The following is a 22,331-nucleotide window of genomic DNA, read 5'->3' as shown; positions in this document are numbered from 1 at the left end:
CTTTGATTTTCATTGAGTATAAGGTGCAGCAGGATAAAGAAAAACCGAGAAGTTTCTTTCTCGGATTTGCTTATTATGAGGTTCTTACTTTTTATGCTTCAAGAGTTGATTGATATAGTCTACTTTTTTTGATGCTCTTTTATAGGAAATAGTCCAAATGATGAGGTAGACAATCGAAAACTCGATAATGAGCTGGAGGTAGAAAATCCAGTGGAAGGGGAACCAACCTGCTAGGGTTGCTAGTGGGACAAAGCCAGCCAGCATGAGGAAGAAATGGGTCAGAGTTGCACGGAGCAAGCTCCAGTCACGGCTGAATAAGCGGTTGCCAAAGTTGAAGAGAATACCGATGGCTGCCCAAATAAGTGTACAGTAGAGCAATACCAGGGCACCGTGAACTTGATGTTGAGTCATCACTTGTCCGATGAGAGAGTCGGGACTTAACGGGGCGTAGGTACTTGGTGCATAAATGAGTGAAAAGATGATAGAGAGGATGAGGCCGATGAGGACACCAGTAGCTGCGTCGTGGAAGATTTGTTTTTTCATAGTTCTAATTTCTCCTTGATGGTTTTTAGATAACGGCGTGAAGAGTAGGTGAAGCTTTCGTTTTTCAAGAAAATTTCTACTAGGCCGTTGGGGGTGAGCTTGAGATGAGAGATGGAATCGATATTGATGATTTCTGATTGGGAAATTTGGATAAAATTGCTTGGCAAGAGTTCAAGAACTTGATAGAGTCGCAAATCAATGTTGTAGGTCTGACTCGCCGTTTCTGCTAGAACCTTCCGATTCTCGATATAGAAGCGTTGTATCTTACCAATCTTAACTAGATAGACCTGATTCTCGATTTTCCCTTTGATTGTTTCTGTTCGGTCCAGATTTTCTGCGAACTCGATGACTTTCTGGACTTTTTCGGTCTCTTGAGGTGCTTGGATAATCAGCTTTTCCTCCTTGTAAGTTTCACTAATCTGTAGTTCTACTTTCATAAATTTCTCTCCTTTTTAGTTATACAAGGTTGTGATCACTTCCTGTATATCTTTATTAAACACTATTTTTCAGCCCCTTGCAAGGGACTTTGTCTATGTGGAGGGATTTGGCTCCTATGTGGTGCTTACTTTTCTGTCCTATCTGAAATGTGGTATAATAGCACTAATCAATTTCTAGGAAAACAGATACAGAAAGGGGCTGAAAAATGTCTCATATTATTGAATTGCCAGAGGTGCTGGCAAACCAGATCGCGGCAGGAGAGGTCATTGAACGTCCTGCCAGTGTGGTCAAAGAGTTGGTAGAAAATGCCATTGACGCGGGCTCTAGTCAGATTATCATTGAGATTGAGGAAGCAGGTCTCAAGAAAATTCAAATCACAGATAATGGTCATGGAATTGCCCACGATGAAGTAGAATTAGCCCTGCGTCGCCATGCGACCAGTAAAATAAAAAATCAAGCAGACCTCTTTCGGATTCGGACGCTTGGTTTTCGTGGTGAAGCTCTGCCGTCTATCGCATCCGTCAGCGTTTTAACTCTTTTGACAGCAGTTGAGGGTGCAAGTCACGGAACCAAGCTAGTCGCGCGTGGAGGAGAAGTAGAAGAAATCATCCCAGCGACCAGTCCTGTGGGAACCAAGGTTTGTGTAGAGGATCTCTTCTTCAACACGCCTGCCCGCCTCAAGTATATGAAGAGTCAGCAGGCGGAGTTGTCTCATATCATTGATATTGTCAACCGTCTGGGCTTGGCCCATCCAGAGATTTCTTTTAGTTTGATTAGTGATGGCAAGGAAATGACGCGAACAGCAGGGACTGGTCAACTGCGCCAAGCTATCGCAGGGATTTACGGTTTGGCGAGTGCCAAGAAGATGATTGAAATTGAAAATTCTGACCTTGATTTCGAAATTTCTGGCTTTGTGTCCTTGCCTGAGTTAACTAGAGCCAACCGCAACTATATCAGTCTCTTCATCAATGGCCGTTATATCAAGAACTTTTTACTCAATCGTGCTATTCTTGACGGTTATGGCAGTAAGCTCATGGTAGGCCGTTTTCCACTGGCTGTCATTCACATTCATATCGACCCTTATCTAGCGGATGTCAATGTGCATCCAACCAAGCAAGAAGTGCGGATTTCCAAGGAAAAAGAACTGATGACCCTAGTTTCAGAAGCTATTGCAAATAGTCTCAAGGAACAAACCTTGATTCCAGATGCCTTGGAAAATCTTGCCAAATCGACTGTGCGCAATCGTGAGAAGGTGGAGCAAACCATTCTTCCACTCAAAGAAAATACGCTCTACTATGAGAAAACTGAGCCGACAAGACCTAGTCAAGCTGAAGTAGCTGATTATCAGGTAGAATTGACTGATGAAGGACAGGATTTAACTTTATTTGCCAAGGAAACCTTGGATCAGCTGACCAAACCAGCAAAACTGCATTTTGCAGAGAGAAAGCCTGCTAACTACGACCAGCTAGATCACCCAGAGCTAGATTTAACCAGTCTGGATAAGGCTTATGACAAGCTGGAGCGAGAAGAATCTTCAAGCTTCCCAGAGTTGGAATTTTTCGGGCAAATGCACGGGACTTATCTCTTTGCCCAAGGGCGAGATGGACTTTACATCATAGACCAGCATGCGGCTCAGGAACGGGTTAAGTACGAGGAGTACCGTGAAAGCATTGGCAATGTTGACCAGAGTCAGCAACAACTCCTAGTACCTTACATCTTTGAATTTCCAGCAGATGATACCCTTCGTCTCAAGGAAAGAATGCCTCTTTTAGAGGAAGTTGGAGTCTTTCTAGCAGAGTACGGAGAGAATCAATTTATCCTACGTGAACATCCTATTTGGATGGCAGAGGAGGAAATCGAGTCAGGCATCTATGAAATGTGTGACATGCTACTCTTGACCAAGGAAGTTTCGATCAAGAAATACCGAGCAGAGCTAGCCATCATGATGTCCTGCAAGCGATCTATCAAGGCCAACCATCGTATCGATGACCATTCGGCTAGACAGCTCCTTTATCAGCTCTCTCAATGTGACAATCCCTATAACTGTCCCCACGGACGTCCTGTTTTGGTGCATTTTACCAAGTCGGATATGGAAAAGATGTTCCGACGTATTCAGGAAAATCACACCAGTCTCCGTGAGCTGGGGAAATATTAAACTAAAAGGAAAACTATGTACGAATATTTAAAAGGAATTATTACCAAAATTACTGCCAAATACATTGTTCTTGAAACCAACGGTATTGGTTATATCCTGCATGTGGCCAATCCTTATGCCTACTCAGGACAGGTCAATCAAGAAGCTCAAATTTATGTGCATCAGGTTGTGCGTGAGGATGCCCATCTGCTTTATGGATTTCGCTCAGAAGACGAGAAAAAGCTCTTTCTCAGTCTGATTTCGGTATCTGGGATTGGTCCTGTATCAGCTCTTGCTATTATCGCTGCTGATGACAATGCTGGCTTGGTTCAAGCCATTGAAACCAAGAACATCACCTACTTAACTAAGTTCCCTAAAATTGGCAAGAAAACAGCCCAACAGATGGTGTTGGACTTGGAAGGTAAGGTAGTAGTTGCAGGAGATGATCTTCCTGCCAAAGTGGCAGTGCAAGCTAGCGCTGAAAACCAAGAATTGGAAGAAGCTATGGAGGCAATGTTGGCTCTGGGCTACAAGGCAACCGAGCTCAAGAAAATCAAGAAATTCTTTGAAGGAACGACAGATACAGCTGAGAACTATATCAAGTCGGCCCTTAAAATGTTGGTCAAATAGGAGCAGAGCATGACAAAACGTTGTTCGTGGGTCAAGATGACCAATCAGCTCTACATTGCCTATCATGATGAGGAGTGGGGGCAGCCTCTCCATGATGACCAAGCATTGTTTGAGTTGTTGTGTATGGAAACCTATCAGGCAGGCCTGTCTTGGGAAACGGTACTAAACAAACGCCAAGCTTTCCGAGAAGCCTTTCATGGCTATCAAATTCAAGCGGTCGCAGAGATGACCGACACCGAATTGGAAAACTTGCTGGAGAATCCAGCCATCATCCGAAACAGAGCCAAGATTTTTGCTACACGCGCTAACGCCCAAGCCTTTCTACGGTTACAGGCAGAATGTGGCTCTTTTGATGCCTATCTTTGGTCTTTTGTTGAGGGGAAAACTGTCGTTAACGATGTTCCCGATTATCGTCAAGCACCAGCTAAAACACCCTTGTCTGAGAAATTAGCCAAAGATCTCAAAAAAAGAGGTTTCAAGTTCACAGGCCCAGTCGCTGTCTTGTCTTTTCTACAGGCTGCAGGTCTAGTTGATGACCACGAGAATGATTGTGAATGGAAAAGCGTAAGTTAGTGAGTGTAGCGTTTAATTATTTGAGAATAGAGAAAAAGCTGAGAAACTCATCTCAGCTTTTTATACATACTATTAGATTTGTTAAAGTGAAGTCAAAAAAGTGATTCCACCTAAAATAACACCAGCTGAATTTGGAATGATTAGTATCCAATCCTTTTTAGGTTCTTTTGTCCATCCATAAATAACCCAGATTAAGCAAGATATAGCAGCTGATAAAGGTTGAAATGGTTGAGCTTTATTTCCCTGTAAATTGGCGATAATTTGAGGAATGTAGGCAATAAATACTATGATTCCAATAAAGGCACCAATAGAACCTACGATTCGATTAATTTTTTGTTTTGTCATATACACCTCCTTCAAAAGGATATCATAGAAATTAGCGAAATGCAATAAATTCAGATACAAATTGTAACGAAAACGAATACAAAAGCACAAAAATAGAGACACTATTTATTTTTTGTTATAGTCAAAGCGAATGACTTGCTCCTGTGCATCTACATAGGCATGGACTCCGAAGGGGACAATTGCTCTCGGAGTTGCGTGGCCGACATTCAGATTATAGACAATTGGAATATTGCTGTCAATGATATCCAATAGTGCCTCTTTATAGTCGTCATAGAAAGTTTCATCCATAGGTTTCCCGACCAAGAGTCCGCTGATGACCTTGAATATACCAGTGTTCTTTAAAGTTTGTAACATCTTTTTGAAGTCTTCCGGCTCAGGCTTTTCTTCGCTTGTCTCTAGCAAGAGGATCTTTCCTTCCCAGTCTGACAAGTCAGGGAAAAGTTTGTATTCTTGGCAGAGCTCCGTGCTATCTGCGTATCGAGAGTTGTCAAAGATATCGTAGAGGGATTCGAGGCAACCACCGAGGATTTTCCCCTCGAACTGGGCAGTTCCTTGTAACAACTCAAAACCAGTATTTGTATGACTGACACGAGGTGTCCCCAGAGCTTTGGGACTAAAATCAGTTCGTTCCTCATACCAAACATTGCTAGGGCGAATTTCTGAGATTCTTCCTGTCTCAATCAATTCTTTAAAGTAGTGAAGGCTATAGGCTAGCATTTCTTTGTCCAATTCACAAATGTCTGCTAAAAAGGATTGACCATAAAAAGTTTTAACACCTAGTTTATGCAACATGAGATGGTTCATGGTTGTATCTGAGAAGCCAAGAAATATTTTTTGGTTGATAACCTTTTGTAGTTGGTCATTTTCAAAAAGATAAGGTAGTAAGCGATAGGTATCGTCTCCACCGATGGCGCATAGGATCATGTCAATGTTATCATCAGAAAAGGCATGAATCAAATCCTCTGCACGAGCTTCAGGATGGTCCTTGATAAAGTCTAATCCTTTTAGCGAATGAGGCAAAAAGGTAGGATTGAGTCCCAGGTTCTTGAGACGTTGAACACCCAAGTCCACTTCGTGTTTGACAAAGTTCTCTCCGATAATGCCACTAGATAAACTAACAACACCAATAGTAGAAACCATATTTCTTCCTCCTAGAAATTGATTGAGCCTATTTTATCATAAAAGATGAGAGAAAACCATGTGGGATTTCAGAAGAATGCTTTAAAATCAAAAAAAGTAAGTGAAAAAGCAACCGCATCTGCAGTTGCTTTTATCGTTCTCTTAATAACGTGTTGGTCCTGCACTTGCGCTACGGATATTCAAGCGTTTCTTGAGATAGAAGCGAAGGGCTAGGAGGGCTGCTCCGATAATAGCCAGCGGCAATGGAGCAAGTACTGGGTTAAGGTTAGCTGGTAGGAAGCTTGTTGCAAAGAAGACAAGCAACCAAAGGAACATAGAAGCTAGGATAACTAGTACAGATTTCCAGAAAGGTGGACGTTGACTGCGGTCCATATCTGGTCCATAGTATTGGTAAACAAAGTAGTACATCAAGTAGAAGGCAAATCCTCCGACCAGTCCAACTAAGAGGAGGGTAATCAATCCATAGCCGAAAGCTTGATCTGCCGCAAAGAAAGTTGTGAGGGCGCTGACGAGGGCAAAGAGGCTAGTGATGAAAAGAGCTGAGTCCATAATCATGAGTTTTGGATCATCATTTTCTTTTGGATGCTCTTTTTCATATTGTTCCTTGACAGTGAAGCTGTGTGCCCAGTGGGTCGGTGCGCCGTAGAGGGAACGAGCAGTCGTACCTTTGGCTTGCTCCTCAAGGATTTGGGGAATAACTTCCTCAAAAATAGTCTTGATTTCAGCGTCTGTTTTCCCATCTTTGATGAATTGTTGGGTAGCGATGTGGACAAACTCTTGGTTTTTCTTTGTTAATTTTTGTAGATCAATCTGAGACATAGGAACTCCTCTTAGAACCATTTTTTATGGATGAGATAGAGAGTGAGCGAGACACTCATAGCAAAGGCGATAAAGACGATTAACCAGAAGGCATTTGGCTCGCCGTTTAGGGGGATTTCATTATCCTTAAAGTTCATCCCGTAGGCAGAAAAGACCATGGTTGGGATGGACATGACGATGGTCACAAGGGCCAAGGTTTTCATGATGTTGTTCTGGTTGTTGGAAATGATAGAGGCGAAGGTCTCTGTCATAGAGTGCAAGACGTTTCCATAAATGTCTGCCATCTCGATGGCCTGTTGGGTTTCAATCAGGGTATCTTCAAGCAGGTCCTCGTCTTCAAGGTATTTCTTGATATTGCTGGTTGAGCTGGTCAATTTTTTAATCACACGCTCATTTGTTTTGAGGGAAGCCTTGAAATAGACGATGGTTTTTTCCAATTCCATCAGCTCAATCAATTCTTCATTACGAGTTGATTGATGCAGTTGACTTTCGATTTGTTCACTCTTACGGTCAATCGAACGAAGGGCTGTTAGGTAAAGCTCTGCATTGCGATAGAGAATCTGGAAGATAAAACGCGAACGCATGAAAGTGTAGAAATTACGCAATCGACGGTTGATAAAGACATCGAGGACCGGTAATGGTTCCAAACACGTAGTGATAATGGTTTCCTCGGTAATGATAATACCAAGCGGGATGGTTACGTAGTAGGTGCGGTTATTTCTTTCTTCTGTGACCGGCACGTCAACGATAATCAGGGTGTACTCGTCTTCAATGGTAATACGAGACATTTCTTCCGCATCGAGCGGTGCTCGAAGGTCGGCAATATCGATATCGAAGGCGTTAGCGATTTCCAGTGATTCATTTTGAGTCGGATTGACGAGATTGATCCAAGTACCCGGTTCAAGCGTATCGATCTCTTTAAATTCAGTTGTTGTAGAGAGAAAAACTTGTTTCATATCCCTTATCCTTTCTCATTTTTCAGATTTTTTCACACCGTACTATTATACTATAAAATCGGCCTTTTGGGTAATAGAATCTCACTTTTTTTGGTATAATGGTAAGCAATAATGGACTAGAAAGAACAAAGATGCAAGATAAAATTGTTATTCATGGGGCGCGTGCCCATAATTTAAAAAATATTGATGTGGAGATTCCGCGAGACAAGTTGGTTGTCGTGACAGGTTTGTCAGGTTCAGGGAAATCCAGTCTGGCCTTTGATACCCTCTATGCGGAGGGACAACGTCGCTATGTGGAGAGTTTGTCAGCCTACGCTCGCCAATTCTTGGGGAATATGGAAAAACCAGATGTAGATGCCATTGATGGTCTCAGCCCAGCTATTTCCATTGACCAGAAAACGACTAGTAAAAATCCTCGTTCGACGGTGGGAACCACGACTGAAATCAATGACTATCTGCGTCTCCTCTACGCACGTGTGGGGACGCCTTACTGTATCAACGGGCACGGGGCTATCAAGGCCTCTTCTGTAGAGCAAATCGTGGATAAGGTCTTGGAATTGCCAGAACGCCAGCGCTTGCAGATTTTAGCCCCTGTCATCCGCAAGAAAAAAGGACAACACAAGAGCGTCATTGAAAAGATTCAGAAAGATGGATATGTCCGCGTCCGAGTGGATGGGGAAGTCTATGATGTGACCGAAGTGCCAGAGTTATCTAAGAGCAAGCAACACAATATCGATGTCGTGGTTGACCGTATTGTTATCAAGGAGGGCATTCGTAGCCGTCTCTTTGATTCCATTGAGGCAGCCCTTCGTATCGCAGAAGGTTATGTGATTATTGATACCATGGACGATTCTGAGTTGCTTTTCTCTGAGCATTATGCCTGTCCAGTTTGTGGCTTTACTGTTCCAGAGTTAGAGCCACGTCTCTTCTCATTCAATGCTCCCTTTGGTTCTTGTAGTGAGTGTGATGGTTTGGGCATCAAGCTGGAGGTGGATGTTGACTTGGTGGTTCCTGATACCAGCAAGACTTTGCGTGAAGGAGCGCTGGCGCCTTGGAATCCTATCTCATCTAACTACTATCCAAATATGCTAGAGCAGGCCATGACAGCCTTTGGGGTGGATATGGATAAGCCCTTTGAGGACTTGTCAGAAGAAGATAAAAACTTGATTCTCTACGGCTCGGATGGCAAGGAATTCCATTTCCACTATGAAAATGAATTTGGTGGCGTGCGCGACATCGATATTCCTTTTGAGGGAGTTGTCAATAATATCAAGCGCCGTTACCATGAAACTAACAGTGATTACACGCGCACCCAGATGCGTCTCTACATGAATGAGCTGACCTGCGGAACTTGTCACGGCTATCGTCTCAATGATCAGGCTTTGTCTGTCCGTGTGGGTGGCGAGCAAGGACCACATATCGGTGAAATCTCAGATTTGTCTATCGCAGACCATTTGGAGTTGGTGAGTCAGCTGACCTTGTCTGAAAATGAAGCCATCATTGCTCGGCCTATTCTCAAGGAAATCAAGGATCGTTTGACCTTCCTTAATAACGTGGGTCTTAATTATCTGACTCTGTCACGTTCGGCAGGAACCCTTTCGGGTGGTGAGAGTCAGCGTATTCGCTTGGCAACTCAGATTGGTTCTAACCTATCAGGTGTCCTCTATATTTTGGATGAGCCGTCAATCGGTCTTCACCAGAGGGACAATGACCGTCTGATTGCCAGTCTCAAAAAGATGCGTGATTTGGGTAATACTCTCATAGTAGTGGAACATGACGAAGATACCATGCGTGAGGCTGATTATCTGATTGACGTTGGTCCTGGTGCGGGAGTATTTGGTGGGGAGATTGTTGCCGCAGGTACGCCTAAACAGGTTGCTCGCAACAGCAAGTCTATCACAGGCCAGTACTTGTCAGGCAAACGTGCCATTCCAGTACCAGACGAGCGCCGTGTAGGAAATGGACGTTTTATCGAAGTGACAGGAGCGCGTGAGAACAACCTGCAAAATGTCACAGCTCGCTTCCCACTAGGAAAATTTATCGCAGTGACAGGTGTGTCGGGCTCAGGGAAATCAACCTTAATCAACAGCATCCTCAAAAAAGCTATTGCCCAGAAGCTCAACCGTAATTCAGATAAGCCTGGTAAGTTTAAAAAGATTACAGGGATTGAGCATGTAGACCGCTTGATTGACATTGACCAGAGTCCAATTGGACGAACGCCAAGGTCTAACCCGGCTACCTATACAGGAGTTTTTGACGATATACGTGACCTTTTTGCTCAAACAAATGAAGCCAAGATTCGAGGCTACAAGAAGGGGCGTTTCAGTTTCAACGTCAAGGGTGGTCGTTGTGAAGCCTGCTCAGGTGATGGGATCATCAAGATTGAGATGCACTTCTTGCCAGATGTTTACGTGGCTTGTGAAGTTTGCCACGGAACCCGCTACAACAGTGAAACCCTAGAAGTCCACTACAAGGAAAAAAATATCTCGCAGGTCTTGGATATGACTGTCAACGATGCGGTGGAATTCTTCCAACATATTCCGAAAATTCAACGTAAACTTCAGACCATCAAGGATGTGGGACTGGGATATGTAACGCTAGGGCAACCAGCTACCACCCTTTCTGGGGGAGAAGCCCAGCGTATGAAGTTGGCTAGTGAACTCCACAAACGATCAACAGGAAAATCTTTCTATATTTTGGATGAGCCGACGACAGGGCTTCATACTGAGGATATCGCTCGCTTGCTCAAGGTTTTAGCTCGCTTTGTCGACGATGGCAATACAGTCCTTGTTATCGAGCACAATCTAGATGTTATTAAGACGGCAGACCATATCATCGACTTGGGACCTGAGGGCGGTGTCGGTGGTGGAACCATCATCGCAACAGGAACTCCAGAAGAAGTAGCTGCTAACGAAGCCAGCTACACAGGACAGTATTTGAAAGGAAAGTTACATCATGAATAAACGCGTACAAGCATTTCTAGCTAAAATGCAAGAAAAAGAACTAGATGGCATCATCATCAATAACCTTAAAAACGTCTATTATTTGACTGGTTTTTGGGGCTCAAACGGAACAGTCTTCATCAGCCGTGACCGTCAGGTCCTGGTGACAGATTCTCGCTATATCGTTGCAGCTAAGCAAGAAACCAGTGGTTTTGAGATTGTGGCTGACCGTGATGAATTGGCTGTCATTGCAGGCATTGTCAAGGACATGGGTTTGTCTCGAATTGGTTTTGAAGATGAGATTTCAGTTTCTTATTATCATCGTATGCAGGCCGCCTTTGAAGGAATTGACTTGCTTCCACAAACTCAGTTTGTCGAAGGTCTTCGAATGATTAAGGATGAAGCGGAGATTGCAGCTATTCGCAAGGCTTGTTCTATCTCAGACCAAGCTTTCCGCGATGCGCTTGACTTTATTAAGCCAGGAAAGACTGAAATTGAGATTGCCAACTTCCTTGACTTCCGCATGCGTGAGTTGGGAGCATCTGGCTTATCTTTTGATACGATTCTAGCTAGCGGTATCAATTCTTCTAAACCCCATGCCCATCCTATGCACAAACCAGTGGAGCTAGGAGAAGCCATTACAATGGACTTCGGTTGCCTTTATGACCACTATGTCAGTGATATGACACGGACTATCTATCTAGGGCATGTTAGCGACGAGCAAGCAGAGATTTACAATACGGTTTTGAAAGCCAACCAAGCCTTGATTGACCAGGCTAAGGCAGGATTAGGTTTCCGAGACTTTGACAAAATTCCTCGTGATATTATCATCGAGGCAGGCTATGGCGACTACTTTACCCACGGTATCGGACACGGTATTGGGCTGGATATCCATGAAGAGCCTTACTTTAGCCAAACTTCTACAGAAACTATTAAGGCAGGTATGGCCTTGACCGATGAACCAGGTATCTATATCGAAGGAAAATATGGCGTTCGTATCGAGGATGATATCCTGATTACAGAGACAGGTTGTGAATTGTTGACCTTAGCTCCAAAAGAGTTGATAGTTATTTAAGAGTTAAACAACTCAAATGATTGACTTTTAAATTTTAAAGGTTTATACTGAAAGACGAAAACGGTAGGTGAGGCTACCATAGGGATACGGATGACTACCGCAAAGCAGTGGAGACACTACTCGTTGGTCAACAGTCCTGGTCGCGAAGGCCAAGACTAAGCTCATTACATTGCCCTATGGAGTTAAAGCTTGAACGAAAAACAGATAATTAGTTTTTTAATCCTGCCATTTTATGGTGGGATTTTCTACTGTTTAAATCAAAGAAAGGAGATAAACGATGCAAATTGACGACCATCCGGAACCGCACATACACAGCCAATCGCTGATTTGTGTCGTTCTGCCCTTATAAAGTGATTGGTCTCTGTGTATGAAACACATCATTCATACAGATAGGAGAGACAAATGAAAACTACAAAAGAAAGATTAGCAACAGCTATTCAGACATCTTTAAACGAAACTCTATCTTTTTATAAGACAAGCCTAACAGGCTTGACTGAGGAGCAGGTGGAGAAAAATCGTGACCTATATGGCGAAAACACCATTACCAAAGGTCAAGAAGATTCGATTTTGAAAAAGATTTACGAATCGATTATCAATCCTTTTACAATCATCTTGCTGGTTATCGCCGTGATTTCCTTAGTGACCAATGTCTGGTTGGCAAAACCAGGTCAAGAGGATCCGACGACTTCCATTATCATTGTTGTCCTAGTTCTCATTTCTGGAGGCATTCGATTTGTCCAAGAACTCCGCAGTGACAAGGCAGCCACCAATCTTTCAAAAATGATTGTCAACACAGCGACAGTCATTCGTCAAGGAGAAATCCAAGAAGTACCTATCGATGATTTGGTAGTAGGTGACGTGGTTAAATTAAGCGCTGGAGACATGATTCCAGCAGATCTTCTTTTATTTGAGTCGCGCGATTTCTTTGTACAACAGTCTGGCTTGACAGGCGAAAGTGATTCTGTTGAAAAATTGGCCTTGACCAAGGCAACAGTTCAACAATCTGATAGTCTTCTCGAAGCCGAATCCTTGGCTTTTATGGGAACCAATGTCTTGTCTGGTAGTGCCAAGGCTGTGGTTTTGGCGGTTGGTGATGATACCATGATGGGGGCCATTGAGCAGACTTTGAACACCTATGACGAGCCCACTTCGTTTGAACGAGAGATGAATAGTATCTCTTGGCTCTTGATCCGTTTGATGTTGGTCATGGTGCCCATCGTTTTCTTGTCCAATGGTTTAACAGATGGCGACTGGCTGGAAGCTGGCGTATTTGCCTTGAGTGTGGGTGTCGGGCTGACACCTGAGATGCTTCCTATGATTATCACGGCCAGTCTAGCAAAAGGTTCTATTATCATGGCTAAGGAAAAAGTGGTTATCAAGAAACTCAATGCCATACAGGACTTAGGGGCGATTGATATTTTGTGTACAGATAAGACAGGAACTCTAACCCAAGATGAAATCGTTCTAGAATATCCCTTGGACATCCACGGACGCTTGGATTTGACTGTCTTGAGACGAGCTTATCTCAATTCTTATTTTCAAACTGGCTTGAAAAATTTGATGGACAGAGCCATCATCAAACGGACTGAAAAGGAAGCAAAAGAACACGCCCTCTTGCAAAATCTGGCTCAAACCTTTCAAAAAATAGATGAATTGCCCTTTGATTTTGAACGTAGACGGATGAGTGTCATCGTTAAGGATGAGAACGAAGTGGTTAGTTTAGTGACCAAGGGTGCCTTAGAGGAAATGTTGACGATTTCCAGTCATGCGGAATACCATGGAGTGATCACTTCCTTGACAGATGCTATTAGAGAGGAAATATTAGCAGAAGTCAGACAACTCAATCAACAAGGTTTGCGTGTCTTGGGAGTGGCTTATAAGTCAGGTTTGAGGGAAGATCATGCTTATACAGTTGATGACGAAGGGGATATGATTCTAACTGGTTATTTAGCCTTTCTAGATCCACCAAAACCATCTGCAGCACCAGCAATTAAGGCTCTGTTAGAACATGGAGTTCAAACAAAGATTTTGACGGGAGACAACGAAAAAGTTACCCAAGCAGTCTGTGAAAAGGTTGGTTTGGATATCAATCAAATGCTGCTGGGGTCTGAAATTGATCAGATGAGTGATCAAGAATTGGCCCAAGCCGTAGAGGAGGTAACAGTCTTTGCCAAACTTTCTCCTGACCAAAAAGCAAGGATTATTTTGCAATTTAAGGCTAATGGTCATGCTGTCGGCTATATGGGAGATGGAATCAATGATGCTCCTTCTATGAAAGTAGCAGATGTGGGGATTTCTGTTGATACAGCAGTAGATATTGCCAAAGAAACAGCTGATGTTATCCTACTTGATAAGGATCTCATGGTGCTTGAAAAAGGACTTGTTGAAGGGCGTAAGGTCTATGCCAATATGACTAAATATATCAAAATGACAGTGAGTTCTAATTTTGGAAATATCTTATCCCTATTGGTCTCTGGAATCTTTTTGCCATTTTTACCAATGGCACCAGTCCATTTGATTATACTAAATCTAGTCTATGATTTGTCTTGTATTGCCTTGCCTTTTGACAAGGTGGATAAAGATTTTTTGAGAAATCCGCATACTTGGGAAGCCAAGTCCATCACACGTTTCATGGTTTGGATGGGGCCTATCTCTTCTGCCTTTGATATTTTGACCTTCAGTTTGCTCTATTTTATCATTGTACCCATGACGACAGGTCAAGCCTATGTCCATGGAGCGGAGTCTGCCGTAGGATTTATTGTCTTGTTTCAGACAGGTTGGTTTATCGAGTCCATGTGGTCACAGACCATGGTTATCCATATGCTGCGTTCAGCTAAAATTCCCTTTTTACAAAGTCGTCCAGCTTGGCTAGTCCTTGTGACAACCTTATTGGCTGCAGCCTTTGTGACCTTCCTTCCCTACAGTCCACTAGCTAGCCTTCTCCATCTAACTCCTTTAAAATCGATTTATTTCATCTTTTTACTTTTCATCATTATTTTGTATATGATTAGCGTGACAATTGTGAAAAAAATCTATATCAAGAAATATCAAGAATGGCTGTAAATTTCATTTTGTCAAGAAAAAAGTACGAAAATGACGAAAAAAGTCAAAAAAATTTAAAAATAGGTCGCAAGTCGGATGTTTTTTATGGTATAATAGACTAAACTGATAGTAACATGTAGCGAAAGGGGTAGGTACATGATTAAAATTTATACAGTCTCAAGTTGTACTAGCTGTAAAAAAGCAAAAACCTGGCTCAATGCCCACCAGTTAAGTTATAAAGAACAAAATCTTGGTAAAGAAGGAATTACGCGAGAAGAATTACTGGATATTCTGACAAAAACAGATAACGGAATAGCCAGCATCGTTTCGTCTAAAAATCGCTATGCCAAAGCCCTTGGAGTGGATATTGAAGATTTGAGTGTCAATGAAGTCCTCAATCTGATTATGGAAACACCGAGAATTTTAAAGAGCCCAATTCTTGTGGATGAAAAACGCCTACAAGTTGGCTACAAGGAAGACGATATTCGTGCCTTCCTACCACGCTCTGTCCGTAATGTAGAAAATGCAGAAGCACGTTTGCGTGCAGCTCTATAAACATCAAGGCTGGGAGCAACTCCCAGTCTTATTTTAATTTAAAAAAGAAAAAAGAAAGAAGGAAGAAATGAAAAAAATTGTTCTTGTTAGTCTAGCTTTCCTTTTTGTCCTGGTTGGTTGTGGACAGAAAAAAGAAACTGGACCAGCTACAAAAACAGAAAAGGATACGCTTCAGTCGGCATTGCCAGTTATTGAAAATGCTGAGAAGAATACAGTTGTAACCAAGACTTTGGTTTTGCCGAAATCAGATGATGGCAGCCAGCAAACTCAAACCATTACTTACAAAGACAAGACTTTTTTGAGCTTAAGCATTCAACAAAAGCGTCCAGTCTCTGATGAGTTGAAAACCTATATTGACCAACATGGAGTGGAAGAAACTCAAAAAGCTCTTCTCGAGGCGGAAGAGAAAGACGAATCCATCGTAGAAGCTCGTAAATTAGCAGGATTTAAGCTTGAAACTAAACTATTGAGTGCAACAGAACTTCAAACAACGACTAGTTATGATTTTCAAGTTTTGGACGTCAAAAAGGCTTCTCAGTTGGAATATTTGAAGAACATTGGTTTAGAAAATCTCTTGAAGAATGAACCAAGCAAATATATTTCAGACAGATTGGCAAATGGCGCGACAGAACAGTAGAAAATCCAAATAAATAGACTGCCTGAATTGTAGAACGTAAGGAATTATGCTATAATGGTACTATTCTAAGGAAAGAGGGTGTTAGAATGGGATTTACTGAAGAAACAGTACGTTTTAAATTGGACGATTCCAATAAAAAAGAAATTAGCGAAACTTTGACTGATGTCTATGCTTCGTTGAACGATAAGGGCTACAACCCAATTAACCAAATCGTAGGCTACGTATTGAGTGGAGACCCTGCCTACGTTCCTCGTTATAATAATGCACGAAATCAAATCCGTAAGTATGAGCGTGATGAAATCGTTGAGGAATTGGTCCGCTACTACCTTAAAGGACAAGGAGTCGATCTGTAACCTATGAGAATTATGGGATTGGACGTCGGTTCAAAAACGGTAGGGGTGGCCATCAGTGATCCGCTCGGTTTTACAGCTCAAGGACTTGAAATCATCCAAATCAATGAGGAGCAAGGCCAATTTGGTTTTGACCGCGTTAAGGAGTTGGTTGATACTTATAAGGTGGAACGATTTGTAGTGGGTTTGCCTAAAAACATGAACAATACAAGCGGACCGCGCGTGGAAGCTAGTCAAGCATACGGAGCAAAGCTAGAAGAGCTTTTTGGTTTACCAGTAGACTATCAAGATGAACGCTTGACAACAGTTGCCGCAGAGCGCATGTTGATTGAACAAGCAGATATTAGCCGTAACAAGCGCAAGAAAGTCATTGATAAGTTAGCAGCTCAGCTGATTTTACAAAATTATTTAGATAGAAAATTTTAATATAAAGGAGAGGCTATGTCACACGATCATAACCACGACCACGAAGAACGTGAACTAATCACACTAGTAGATGAGCAAGGAAATGAAACCTTGTTTGAAATCCTTTTGACCATTGACGGAAAAGAAGAATTTGGTAAAAACTATGTTCTTCTAGTGCCAGTTAACGCAGAAGAAGACGAAGACGGACAAGTTGAAATCCAAGCTTACTCATTCATCGAAAACGAAGATGGAACAGAAGGTGAATTGCAACCAATCCCAGAAGACTCAGAAGACGAATGGAACATGATTGAAGAAGTCTTCAACAGCTTTATGGAGGAGTAAACACGTCCAGTGGACGTGTTTAGCCCTGCGCTAGAAAATAGAAACGCAGGCATATCCAGTGGATGTTTTTACCCCACGTTAACTTCATAGTAGCTAGTGATTAGCTAACCAGGTAAGAGGTCGGGACGAAAATCCTGACCTCATTTTTTGTTATCTACGGAATTTTACTAGATAATTGATTAGACTTTTGTCAAGGAGATGTGTATGTTTGAAGTGGAAGAATGGCTTCATAGTCGGATTGGTTTGAATTTTAGGTCAGGTTTAGGCCGAATGCAGCAAGCAGTGGATTTGTTGGGGAATCCCGAGAAGTCTTATCCTATTATCCACGTAACAGGAACTAATGGAAAAGGATCTACCATTGCTTTTATGAGGGAGTTATTTATGGGACATGGCAAAAAAGTTGCGACCTTTACCTCCCCTCATATCGTCTCTATTAATGATCGAATCTGCATTAATGGGCAACCTATAGCAGACACAGACTTCATCCGTTTGGCTGAGCAGGTCAAGGAGATGGAAAAAATGCTTCTGCAAACTCATGACCAGTTGTCCTTTTTTGAATTGCTGACCTTGATTGCTTTTCTTTATTTTAGAGAGCAAGAGGTGGATTTGGTTCTACTAGAAGTGGGAATTGGTGGCTTACTTGACACAACCAATGTGGTAACTGGAGAGATTGCTGTCATTACCTCCATCGGACTTGACCATCAGGAGACTCTGGGTGACAGTATAGCAGCAATCGCAGAGCAGAAAGCTGGTATTTTTAAGGCTGGTAAAAAGGCAGTGATTGCTAAGTTGCCTTCAGAAGCTAGGCTTGTATGTCAGAAAAAAGCCGAATCTTTAGCTGTTGACCTTTATCAGGCAGGTCAGGATTTTTCAATGCTGAATGGTGATTTTTCAAGTTCTTTGGGAACTTTTTCGCAGTTGAAAATAGGATTGGAAGGAACTTATCAGCAGGAAAATGCGGCCTTGGCGTTGCAAACTTTTCTTCTTTTTATGGGAGAAAGAAAGGAAGTTGTTGATGAGCAGGTTGTAAGACAGGCTTTGGAGAAGACCCATTGGGCTGGCCGTTTGGAGCGTATTCGTCCTCAGATTTACTTGGATGGTGCTCATAACCTTCCTGCCTTGACTCGCTTGGTTGAGTTTATCAAAGAAAAAGAGCGGGAAGGATATCATCCTCAAATCCTATTTGGAGCCTTGAAACGTAAGGATTATCAAGGGATGTTAGGTTATCTGACTGAAAATTTGACTCAGGTGGAACTCAAGGTGACTGGTTTTGACTATCAAGGTTCTCTGGACGAGACAGATGTAACAGGTTACCATGTAATTCCCTCTTACCGAGAATTTATCAGCAGTTTTGAAGAAAGAGCCGATACCAAGGACTTGTTATTCATTACAGGGTCTCTCTATTTTATCTCAGAAGTACGGAGCCACATACTGGGGCATGAGCAGATAAGTTGACCACTTTAGTAAGTCTTAGTCTCTTAGTAGCTTGTTCACAAAGAGTTCAACAGGTTCAACAACCAGCAGCTCAACCGCAAACACAACAAACTCAGCAATCACAATCTGCTGCTTCATCTTCCACAGAAAATACAAACCGGGCAACGACAAGTTCTTCACAGAATGCGCCTGAGGCTCAACCAACTAATATTGATGGAACTTATACTGGTCAGGACGAAGGAGACCGTATCACTTTAGTGGTAACTGGAACAACTGGCACCTGGATACAGGTAGAAACTGATGGGGAACAAGAAATCAAGCAGGTTAGCTTTGATGCCGCTAATCAACGAATGATTATTGGGATTGGGGATGATGTCAAGATTTATGCAATCAATGGCAGTCAGATGATTATCGACGATATGGATAGAGAAGCGTCTGATCGCATTGTTTTATCAAAATAGACTAGAAGGAGACTGGATTTTTTAGTCTCTTTTGCTTTTGCTCAGAAAAATGATTATAAATACTTGCCTTCTACCGAATACCTGAGTTATACTAGTTTTAATTACCTGTTTTTATCATTCAAACTATCAAGGAGGGGATATGAAATATAGAAAATTTCAATTATTGATGTCCAAGTATGGTTTTAGTCTTTCGATTATGCTGCTTGAACTGTGTCTTGTTTTTGGTCTCTTTCTTTATTTAGGGCGTATGGCCCCTATTCTTTGGGTTGTTCTCTTAATCTTCATGAGTATGGCGACTATCGTAGCGATTGTCAATCGTTCCATGGCGCCTGAAAGCAAGGTAATGTGGTTAGTGGTGACTTTTGTTCCGGTCATTGGCCCCTTGCTCTATCTGATGTTTGGTGAAAGACGATTATCCAAAAAAGAAATCAAGCAGTTGGACAAACTTGGTTCTATGCATTTTCGGGAGGATAATAGCAAAGCTCTCCGCCAGAAATTGAAGGAAGAGGATAAGGCGGCTTACGGAGTTATCAAATCTTTGTTAAGTATGGATAGTAACGCCGATGTCTATGATCGAACAGACTCACAATTCTTTTCTTCGGGTGAAAGCATGTGGCAATATATGTTGGAAGACCTCAAGAAAGCTGAAAAGTTTATCTTTCTAGAGTATTATATTGTCGAAGAAGGTCTGATGTGGAATAGCATACTAGACATACTAGAGCAAAAGGCAGCTCAAGGTGTAGAGATCAAGATGCTCTATGATGATATCGGCTGTATGGCAACTTTGCCTGGAGACTATACTATTCAACTTCGTAGTCGAGGAATTGAAGCCCATAAATTTAACAAGGTGGTTCCTCGCTTGACGGTGGCTTACAACAATCGGGACCATCGTAAAATCCTTGTCATAGATGGTCAGGTAGCCTATACAGGAGGCATTAACTTAGCCGATGAGTACATCAATCATGTAGAACGCTTTGGCTACTGGAAGGACAGTGGGATTCGCATAGATGGTCTTGGTGTCAAGGCTCTCACCCGTCTCTTTTTGATGACTTGGTATATCAATCGTGGGGAAATCAGCGATTTTGACCAGTATCACTTGGAAAATCAGCCTTGTTCTGGCCAAGGGCTCTGCATTCCTTACGGTAGTGGACCCAAGCCCATCTTCCGTGCCCAGGTAGGGAAAAAAGTCTATCAAAGTTTGATTAATCAGGCCACTGATTCAGTCTATATCACAACGCCCTATTTGATTATTGACTATGACTTAACAGAGAGTATTAAAAATGCGGCCATGAGGGGTGTTGATGTCCGTATTGTGACCCCTTTCATTCCAGATAAGAAATTAATCCAACTCATCACAAGAGGGGCCTATCCGGATTTGTTGTCAGCAGGAGTAAGGATTTTTGAGTATAGTCCAGGCTTTATCCACAGTAAACAAATCTTAGTGGATAAGGACTTTGTTGCAGTTGGGACCATTAACTTAGATTATAGAAGTTTGCTTCACCACTATGAAAATGCAGTCTTGCTATATAAAACAGAATCAATCGCTGAGATTCAAAAAGATTTTCAAGAGATTTTTTCAGCATCGCAAGAAATTTTCCCTCATACGATAAAAAATAGCTGGTATCAAAAGCTTGTAAAAGAAATCGCCCAGTTATTCGCCCCTATCTTATAAGAAATCTAGGACTGAGGACACAAACCAGTCCTCTTTTTCTTGTCTTTTACGAATAAGAAGATGTAGGAGGAAAGATGCTGACCCAGAAAGAATTGAACTATATCATGACATTTAAACAGACACATTTACACCGATTTCGAGAAATTGAAACCTTTGTGAAACTATACAAAAAATCACTCAAACACCCATCGCAAGCTGACAATCCTAGGACTTTTTGATATACTAAGACAGATAAATTGAATAGGAGAAACGATATGAGTGTGTATGGTAGAGTAGAAGAAGTTTATCAGGAGAATCGTGAACCTCTAGAATACCAAATCGAACAAGAATCGCATTATCGTGAATCAAGTCGTCTTCCTTTGGTAAAAATTTTACTATGGAGTACGCTTGTAACAGGGATAACTCTAGGAGTACCGCTATTACTCGATTTAATGAGTGCACAGGAAGTGCAGGATTTTTATGCAGGTTGGGCCCTTCATCAGACAGGGAAGATTTACAGCGACTATTATGGAAGTCAAGGTTTGCTTTATTATTTGCTGACTTACGTGACTCAGGGCGGATTTTTCTTTGCCATTTTTGAGTGGTTAGCCTTGGTAGCAGGAGGATTTTTCCTCTTTCGATCGGCAGACACCTTGACAGAGCAAGGAGACCAAGCTGGACAACTGGTGACTATTTTTTATATGCTAGTTACAGGTCTTGCGTTTGGTGGAGGTTATGCGACTCTTTTAGCGCTTCCCTTCTTATTCGCGGCCTTTAGTTTAGTTGCTGCTTACCTAAGCAATCCAAGCCATGATAAGGGATTTGTACGGATTGGGCTGGCTTTGGCGGGTGGATTTTTCTTTGCTCCCTTGGCATCGCTCCTGTTTATTGCTGTAGTGAGTTTAGGCTTGTTGGTCTTTAACATTGGGCATAGACGTTTTGCACATGGATTTTATCAGTTTCTTGCAGTGGCTTTAGGTTTCTCACTGGTCTTTTATCCAACTGCTTACTATAGTGTTGCAACAGGAAGTTTTGAGGATGCGATTAGTGGAATTTTGTATCCAATTCATTCCATTCGTTTGACTTCTGTTTCGGCATTGTTAGAAAATGTTTTATTTTACGGGTTGTTGGCTCTTGGCATGGGAGTTTTGGTTTTTATCTTTTTAGGTCTCTTTCAATCTAAATCCTCTAAACTATATGTCATCTCGGTGCCTGCGAGTTTGTTCCTAATTTTAGGTTTGGTAGTGATTTTCTTTACACAGGATCCCCTACACGCATCCCGTTTGATGCTCATTTTCCCTGTCTTTCTTCTGCTTTTAGTGTCCAATATCAAGGGGCAACAGAGTGGTCGTAGCGTTAGAAGAAGACGCAGAGAAGAGCCTGTTAGTCTCTGGCATCGCTATACTAAAGGAAATCTTTACCTACCCATTTTAACTTTGTTATATCTTTTGGCAGTTCCTTTTTTGATGAGATTTGTCCTTTATCCAGTACCTTATCAAGAACGTGATCGTCTTGCTGATTTTGTGAAAGAGGAGACAAGTACGGAAGATGCTATCTATGCATGGGATGATACTGCAACTCTTTATCGTAAGAGTGAGCGCTTGTCGCCATCGGCTATTTTGTCCCCGATGCACTATACAGCAACTGAGGAAAATCGGAATAAGCTACTCAATGACTTGAAAGAAAAACAACCTAAGGTGATTGTGGTGAACGATAAGGTAGCAGTCTGGTCTGAAGTGGAAACAATTTTGAAAGAAAATTACCAACCAGTAAAGACAGATTACTCAGAATTCAAAGTCTATAAAATCAAATAACTAAATCAATATCTTGTGTATTTTTAAAAATTTTAGGATTTTTAA

The 22,331-nt window shown here is 42.1% G+C and carries 21 protein-coding genes and 1 riboswitch; of the genes, 15 read left to right on the top strand and 6 right to left on the bottom strand.

Features of this window, described 5'->3' with window-relative positions:
• Positions 1 to 84: 84 nt before the first annotated feature.
• Together HMPREF1048_RS09400 and HMPREF1048_RS09395 are read right to left on the bottom strand one after the other, a co-directional pair.
• Positions 85 to 543, bottom strand: a complete 459-nt coding sequence (locus HMPREF1048_RS09400) for a DUF3021 domain-containing protein (protein ID WP_000743985.1) — start codon at positions 541 to 543, stop codon at positions 85 to 87.
• On the bottom strand, positions 540 to 980 hold the full coding sequence (locus HMPREF1048_RS09395; RefSeq protein WP_000861975.1) for a LytTR family DNA-binding domain-containing protein: 441 nt from the start codon (positions 978 to 980) through the stop codon (positions 540 to 542). Before HMPREF1048_RS09395 ends, HMPREF1048_RS09400 begins: the two co-directional genes overlap by 4 nt.
• Positions 981 to 1,186: 206 nt before the next feature.
• On the opposite strand from HMPREF1048_RS09395, the gene mutL reads away from it, so the two are divergent.
• Genes mutL through HMPREF1048_RS09380 form a run of 3 tightly spaced genes read left to right on the top strand, consistent with a single transcriptional unit; the run spans position 1,187 to position 4,318 of the window.
• The gene (gene mutL, locus HMPREF1048_RS09390) at positions 1,187 to 3,136 is read left to right on the top strand and encodes a DNA mismatch repair endonuclease MutL (protein ID WP_000018206.1); all 1,950 of its coding nucleotides are present in this window, start codon (positions 1,187 to 1,189) and stop codon (positions 3,134 to 3,136) included.
• A gap of 15 nt (positions 3,137 to 3,151) precedes the next feature.
• A complete protein-coding gene (ruvA, locus tag HMPREF1048_RS09385) occupies positions 3,152 to 3,745 on the top strand; it encodes a Holliday junction branch migration protein RuvA (protein ID WP_000273417.1) in 594 nt (197 codons plus the stop codon).
• 9 nt (positions 3,746 to 3,754) lie between these two features.
• Complete coding sequence (locus HMPREF1048_RS09380; protein ID WP_000166610.1) at positions 3,755 to 4,318, top strand: DNA-3-methyladenine glycosylase I; 564 nt, start codon at positions 3,755 to 3,757, stop codon at positions 4,316 to 4,318.
• 81 nt (positions 4,319 to 4,399) lie between these two features.
• Here HMPREF1048_RS09380 and HMPREF1048_RS09375 read toward each other — a convergent pair whose 3' ends face one another.
• From HMPREF1048_RS09375 to HMPREF1048_RS09360, 4 genes are all read right to left on the bottom strand, one after another.
• Positions 4,400 to 4,663, bottom strand: a complete 264-nt coding sequence (locus HMPREF1048_RS09375; RefSeq protein ID WP_000166114.1) for a SemiSWEET family transporter — start codon at positions 4,661 to 4,663, stop codon at positions 4,400 to 4,402.
• A 105-nt stretch (positions 4,664 to 4,768) separates the two neighbouring features.
• Positions 4,769 to 5,803, bottom strand: coding sequence for a S66 family peptidase (locus HMPREF1048_RS09370; RefSeq protein ID WP_000255141.1), 1,035 nt, complete (start codon positions 5,801 to 5,803; stop codon positions 4,769 to 4,771).
• Positions 5,804 to 5,944: 141 nt separating this feature from the next.
• Complete coding sequence (locus HMPREF1048_RS09365) at positions 5,945 to 6,622, bottom strand: DUF1129 domain-containing protein (RefSeq protein WP_000078017.1); 678 nt, start codon at positions 6,620 to 6,622, stop codon at positions 5,945 to 5,947.
• 11 nt (positions 6,623 to 6,633) lie between these two features.
• Positions 6,634 to 7,578: a magnesium transporter CorA family protein gene (locus tag HMPREF1048_RS09360; RefSeq protein ID WP_000815623.1), complete on the bottom strand. Its 945-nt coding sequence runs from the start codon at positions 7,576 to 7,578 to the stop codon at positions 6,634 to 6,636.
• A 131-nt stretch (positions 7,579 to 7,709) separates the two neighbouring features.
• Here HMPREF1048_RS09360 and uvrA point away from each other — a divergent pair, with 131 nt between their 5' ends.
• The 12 genes from uvrA to HMPREF1048_RS09295 all read left to right on the top strand — a co-directional run bounded on the left by uvrA (position 7,710) and on the right by HMPREF1048_RS09295 (position 22,286).
• The gene (gene uvrA / locus HMPREF1048_RS09355) at positions 7,710 to 10,541 is read left to right on the top strand and encodes an excinuclease ABC subunit UvrA (protein WP_001152857.1); all 2,832 of its coding nucleotides are present in this window, start codon (positions 7,710 to 7,712) and stop codon (positions 10,539 to 10,541) included.
• Positions 10,534 to 11,595: a M24 family metallopeptidase gene (locus HMPREF1048_RS09350; RefSeq protein ID WP_001042880.1), complete on the top strand. Its 1,062-nt coding sequence runs from the start codon at positions 10,534 to 10,536 to the stop codon at positions 11,593 to 11,595. Before uvrA ends, HMPREF1048_RS09350 begins: the two co-directional genes overlap by 8 nt.
• 57 nt (positions 11,596 to 11,652) lie before the next feature.
• A riboswitch (M-box (ykoK) riboswitch) is annotated at positions 11,653 to 11,803 on the top strand.
• 194 nt (positions 11,804 to 11,997) lie between these two features.
• A complete protein-coding gene (gene mgtA / locus HMPREF1048_RS09345; RefSeq protein ID WP_000858863.1) occupies positions 11,998 to 14,658 on the top strand; it encodes a magnesium-translocating P-type ATPase in 2,661 nt (886 codons plus the stop codon).
• A gap of 135 nt (positions 14,659 to 14,793) precedes the next feature.
• Positions 14,794 to 15,192, top strand: coding sequence for a transcriptional regulator Spx (gene spx / locus HMPREF1048_RS09340; RefSeq protein ID WP_000591165.1), 399 nt, complete (start codon positions 14,794 to 14,796; stop codon positions 15,190 to 15,192).
• Between the two features lie 67 nt (positions 15,193 to 15,259).
• Entirely contained in the window at positions 15,260 to 15,829 is a 570-nt protein-coding gene (locus tag HMPREF1048_RS09335; protein ID WP_000725137.1) for an SP0191 family lipoprotein, read from the top strand.
• An 86-nt stretch (positions 15,830 to 15,915) separates the two neighbouring features.
• Entirely contained in the window at positions 15,916 to 16,182 is a 267-nt protein-coding gene (locus tag HMPREF1048_RS09330) for an IreB family regulatory phosphoprotein (protein WP_000507059.1), read from the top strand.
• Between the two features lie 3 nt (positions 16,183 to 16,185).
• Complete coding sequence (gene ruvX, locus HMPREF1048_RS09325) at positions 16,186 to 16,605, top strand: Holliday junction resolvase RuvX (protein WP_004239076.1); 420 nt, start codon at positions 16,186 to 16,188, stop codon at positions 16,603 to 16,605.
• Positions 16,606 to 16,620: 15 nt separating this feature from the next.
• Positions 16,621 to 16,926, top strand: coding sequence for a DUF1292 domain-containing protein (locus tag HMPREF1048_RS09320; protein ID WP_000017620.1), 306 nt, complete (start codon positions 16,621 to 16,623; stop codon positions 16,924 to 16,926).
• Positions 16,927 to 17,130: 204 nt separating this feature from the next.
• Positions 17,131 to 18,381, top strand: a complete 1,251-nt coding sequence (locus HMPREF1048_RS09315; RefSeq protein ID WP_000464319.1) for a bifunctional folylpolyglutamate synthase/dihydrofolate synthase — start codon at positions 17,131 to 17,133, stop codon at positions 18,379 to 18,381.
• A complete protein-coding gene (locus tag HMPREF1048_RS09310) occupies positions 18,378 to 18,821 on the top strand; it encodes an SP_0198 family lipoprotein (protein ID WP_000210275.1) in 444 nt (147 codons plus the stop codon). The genes HMPREF1048_RS09315 and HMPREF1048_RS09310 overlap by 4 nt, the downstream gene beginning before the upstream one ends.
• Before the next feature lie 139 nt (positions 18,822 to 18,960).
• Complete coding sequence (gene cls / locus HMPREF1048_RS09305) at positions 18,961 to 20,493, top strand: cardiolipin synthase (RefSeq protein WP_000877346.1); 1,533 nt, start codon at positions 18,961 to 18,963, stop codon at positions 20,491 to 20,493.
• A 254-nt stretch (positions 20,494 to 20,747) separates the two neighbouring features.
• Positions 20,748 to 22,286: a hypothetical protein gene (locus HMPREF1048_RS09295; RefSeq protein WP_000118115.1), complete on the top strand. Its 1,539-nt coding sequence runs from the start codon at positions 20,748 to 20,750 to the stop codon at positions 22,284 to 22,286.
• Positions 22,287 to 22,331 lie beyond the last annotated feature (45 nt).

It is taken from the genome of Streptococcus mitis SK575 (assembly GCF_000257865.1).
GTDB lineage: Bacteria > Bacillota > Bacilli > Lactobacillales > Streptococcaceae > Streptococcus > Streptococcus mitis_CQ.
Note: the sequence above shows the minus strand (reverse complement) of the source record. Positions and strands in the feature narration are given on the sequence as shown.

Excerpts from the sequence above, each read along its gene's own strand:
- HMPREF1048_RS09400 (WP_000743985.1), bottom strand. The coding sequence starts at position 543 with ATGAAAAAACAAATCTTCCACGACGCAGCTACTGGTGTCCTCATCGGC.
- HMPREF1048_RS09395 (WP_000861975.1), bottom strand. The coding sequence starts at position 980 with ATGAAAGTAGAACTACAGATTAGTGAAACTTACAAGGAGGAAAAGCTG.
- mutL (WP_000018206.1), top strand. The coding sequence starts at position 1,187 with ATGTCTCATATTATTGAATTGCCAGAGGTGCTGGCAAACCAGATCGCG.
- ruvA (WP_000273417.1), top strand. The coding sequence starts at position 3,152 with ATGTACGAATATTTAAAAGGAATTATTACCAAAATTACTGCCAAATAC.
- HMPREF1048_RS09380 (WP_000166610.1), top strand. The coding sequence starts at position 3,755 with ATGACAAAACGTTGTTCGTGGGTCAAGATGACCAATCAGCTCTACATT.
- HMPREF1048_RS09375 (WP_000166114.1), bottom strand. The coding sequence starts at position 4,663 with ATGACAAAACAAAAAATTAATCGAATCGTAGGTTCTATTGGTGCCTTT.
- HMPREF1048_RS09370 (WP_000255141.1), bottom strand. The coding sequence starts at position 5,803 with ATGGTTTCTACTATTGGTGTTGTTAGTTTATCTAGTGGCATTATCGGA.
- HMPREF1048_RS09365 (WP_000078017.1), bottom strand. The coding sequence starts at position 6,622 with ATGTCTCAGATTGATCTACAAAAATTAACAAAGAAAAACCAAGAGTTT.
- HMPREF1048_RS09360 (WP_000815623.1), bottom strand. The coding sequence starts at position 7,578 with ATGAAACAAGTTTTTCTCTCTACAACAACTGAATTTAAAGAGATCGAT.
- uvrA (WP_001152857.1), top strand. The coding sequence starts at position 7,710 with ATGCAAGATAAAATTGTTATTCATGGGGCGCGTGCCCATAATTTAAAA.
- HMPREF1048_RS09350 (WP_001042880.1), top strand. The coding sequence starts at position 10,534 with ATGAATAAACGCGTACAAGCATTTCTAGCTAAAATGCAAGAAAAAGAA.
- mgtA (WP_000858863.1), top strand. The coding sequence starts at position 11,998 with ATGAAAACTACAAAAGAAAGATTAGCAACAGCTATTCAGACATCTTTA.
- spx (WP_000591165.1), top strand. The coding sequence starts at position 14,794 with ATGATTAAAATTTATACAGTCTCAAGTTGTACTAGCTGTAAAAAAGCA.
- HMPREF1048_RS09335 (WP_000725137.1), top strand. The coding sequence starts at position 15,260 with ATGAAAAAAATTGTTCTTGTTAGTCTAGCTTTCCTTTTTGTCCTGGTT.
- HMPREF1048_RS09330 (WP_000507059.1), top strand. The coding sequence starts at position 15,916 with ATGGGATTTACTGAAGAAACAGTACGTTTTAAATTGGACGATTCCAAT.
- ruvX (WP_004239076.1), top strand. The coding sequence starts at position 16,186 with ATGAGAATTATGGGATTGGACGTCGGTTCAAAAACGGTAGGGGTGGCC.
- HMPREF1048_RS09320 (WP_000017620.1), top strand. The coding sequence starts at position 16,621 with ATGTCACACGATCATAACCACGACCACGAAGAACGTGAACTAATCACA.
- HMPREF1048_RS09315 (WP_000464319.1), top strand. The coding sequence starts at position 17,131 with ATGTTTGAAGTGGAAGAATGGCTTCATAGTCGGATTGGTTTGAATTTT.
- cls (WP_000877346.1), top strand. The coding sequence starts at position 18,961 with ATGAAATATAGAAAATTTCAATTATTGATGTCCAAGTATGGTTTTAGT.
- HMPREF1048_RS09295 (WP_000118115.1), top strand. The coding sequence starts at position 20,748 with ATGAGTGTGTATGGTAGAGTAGAAGAAGTTTATCAGGAGAATCGTGAA.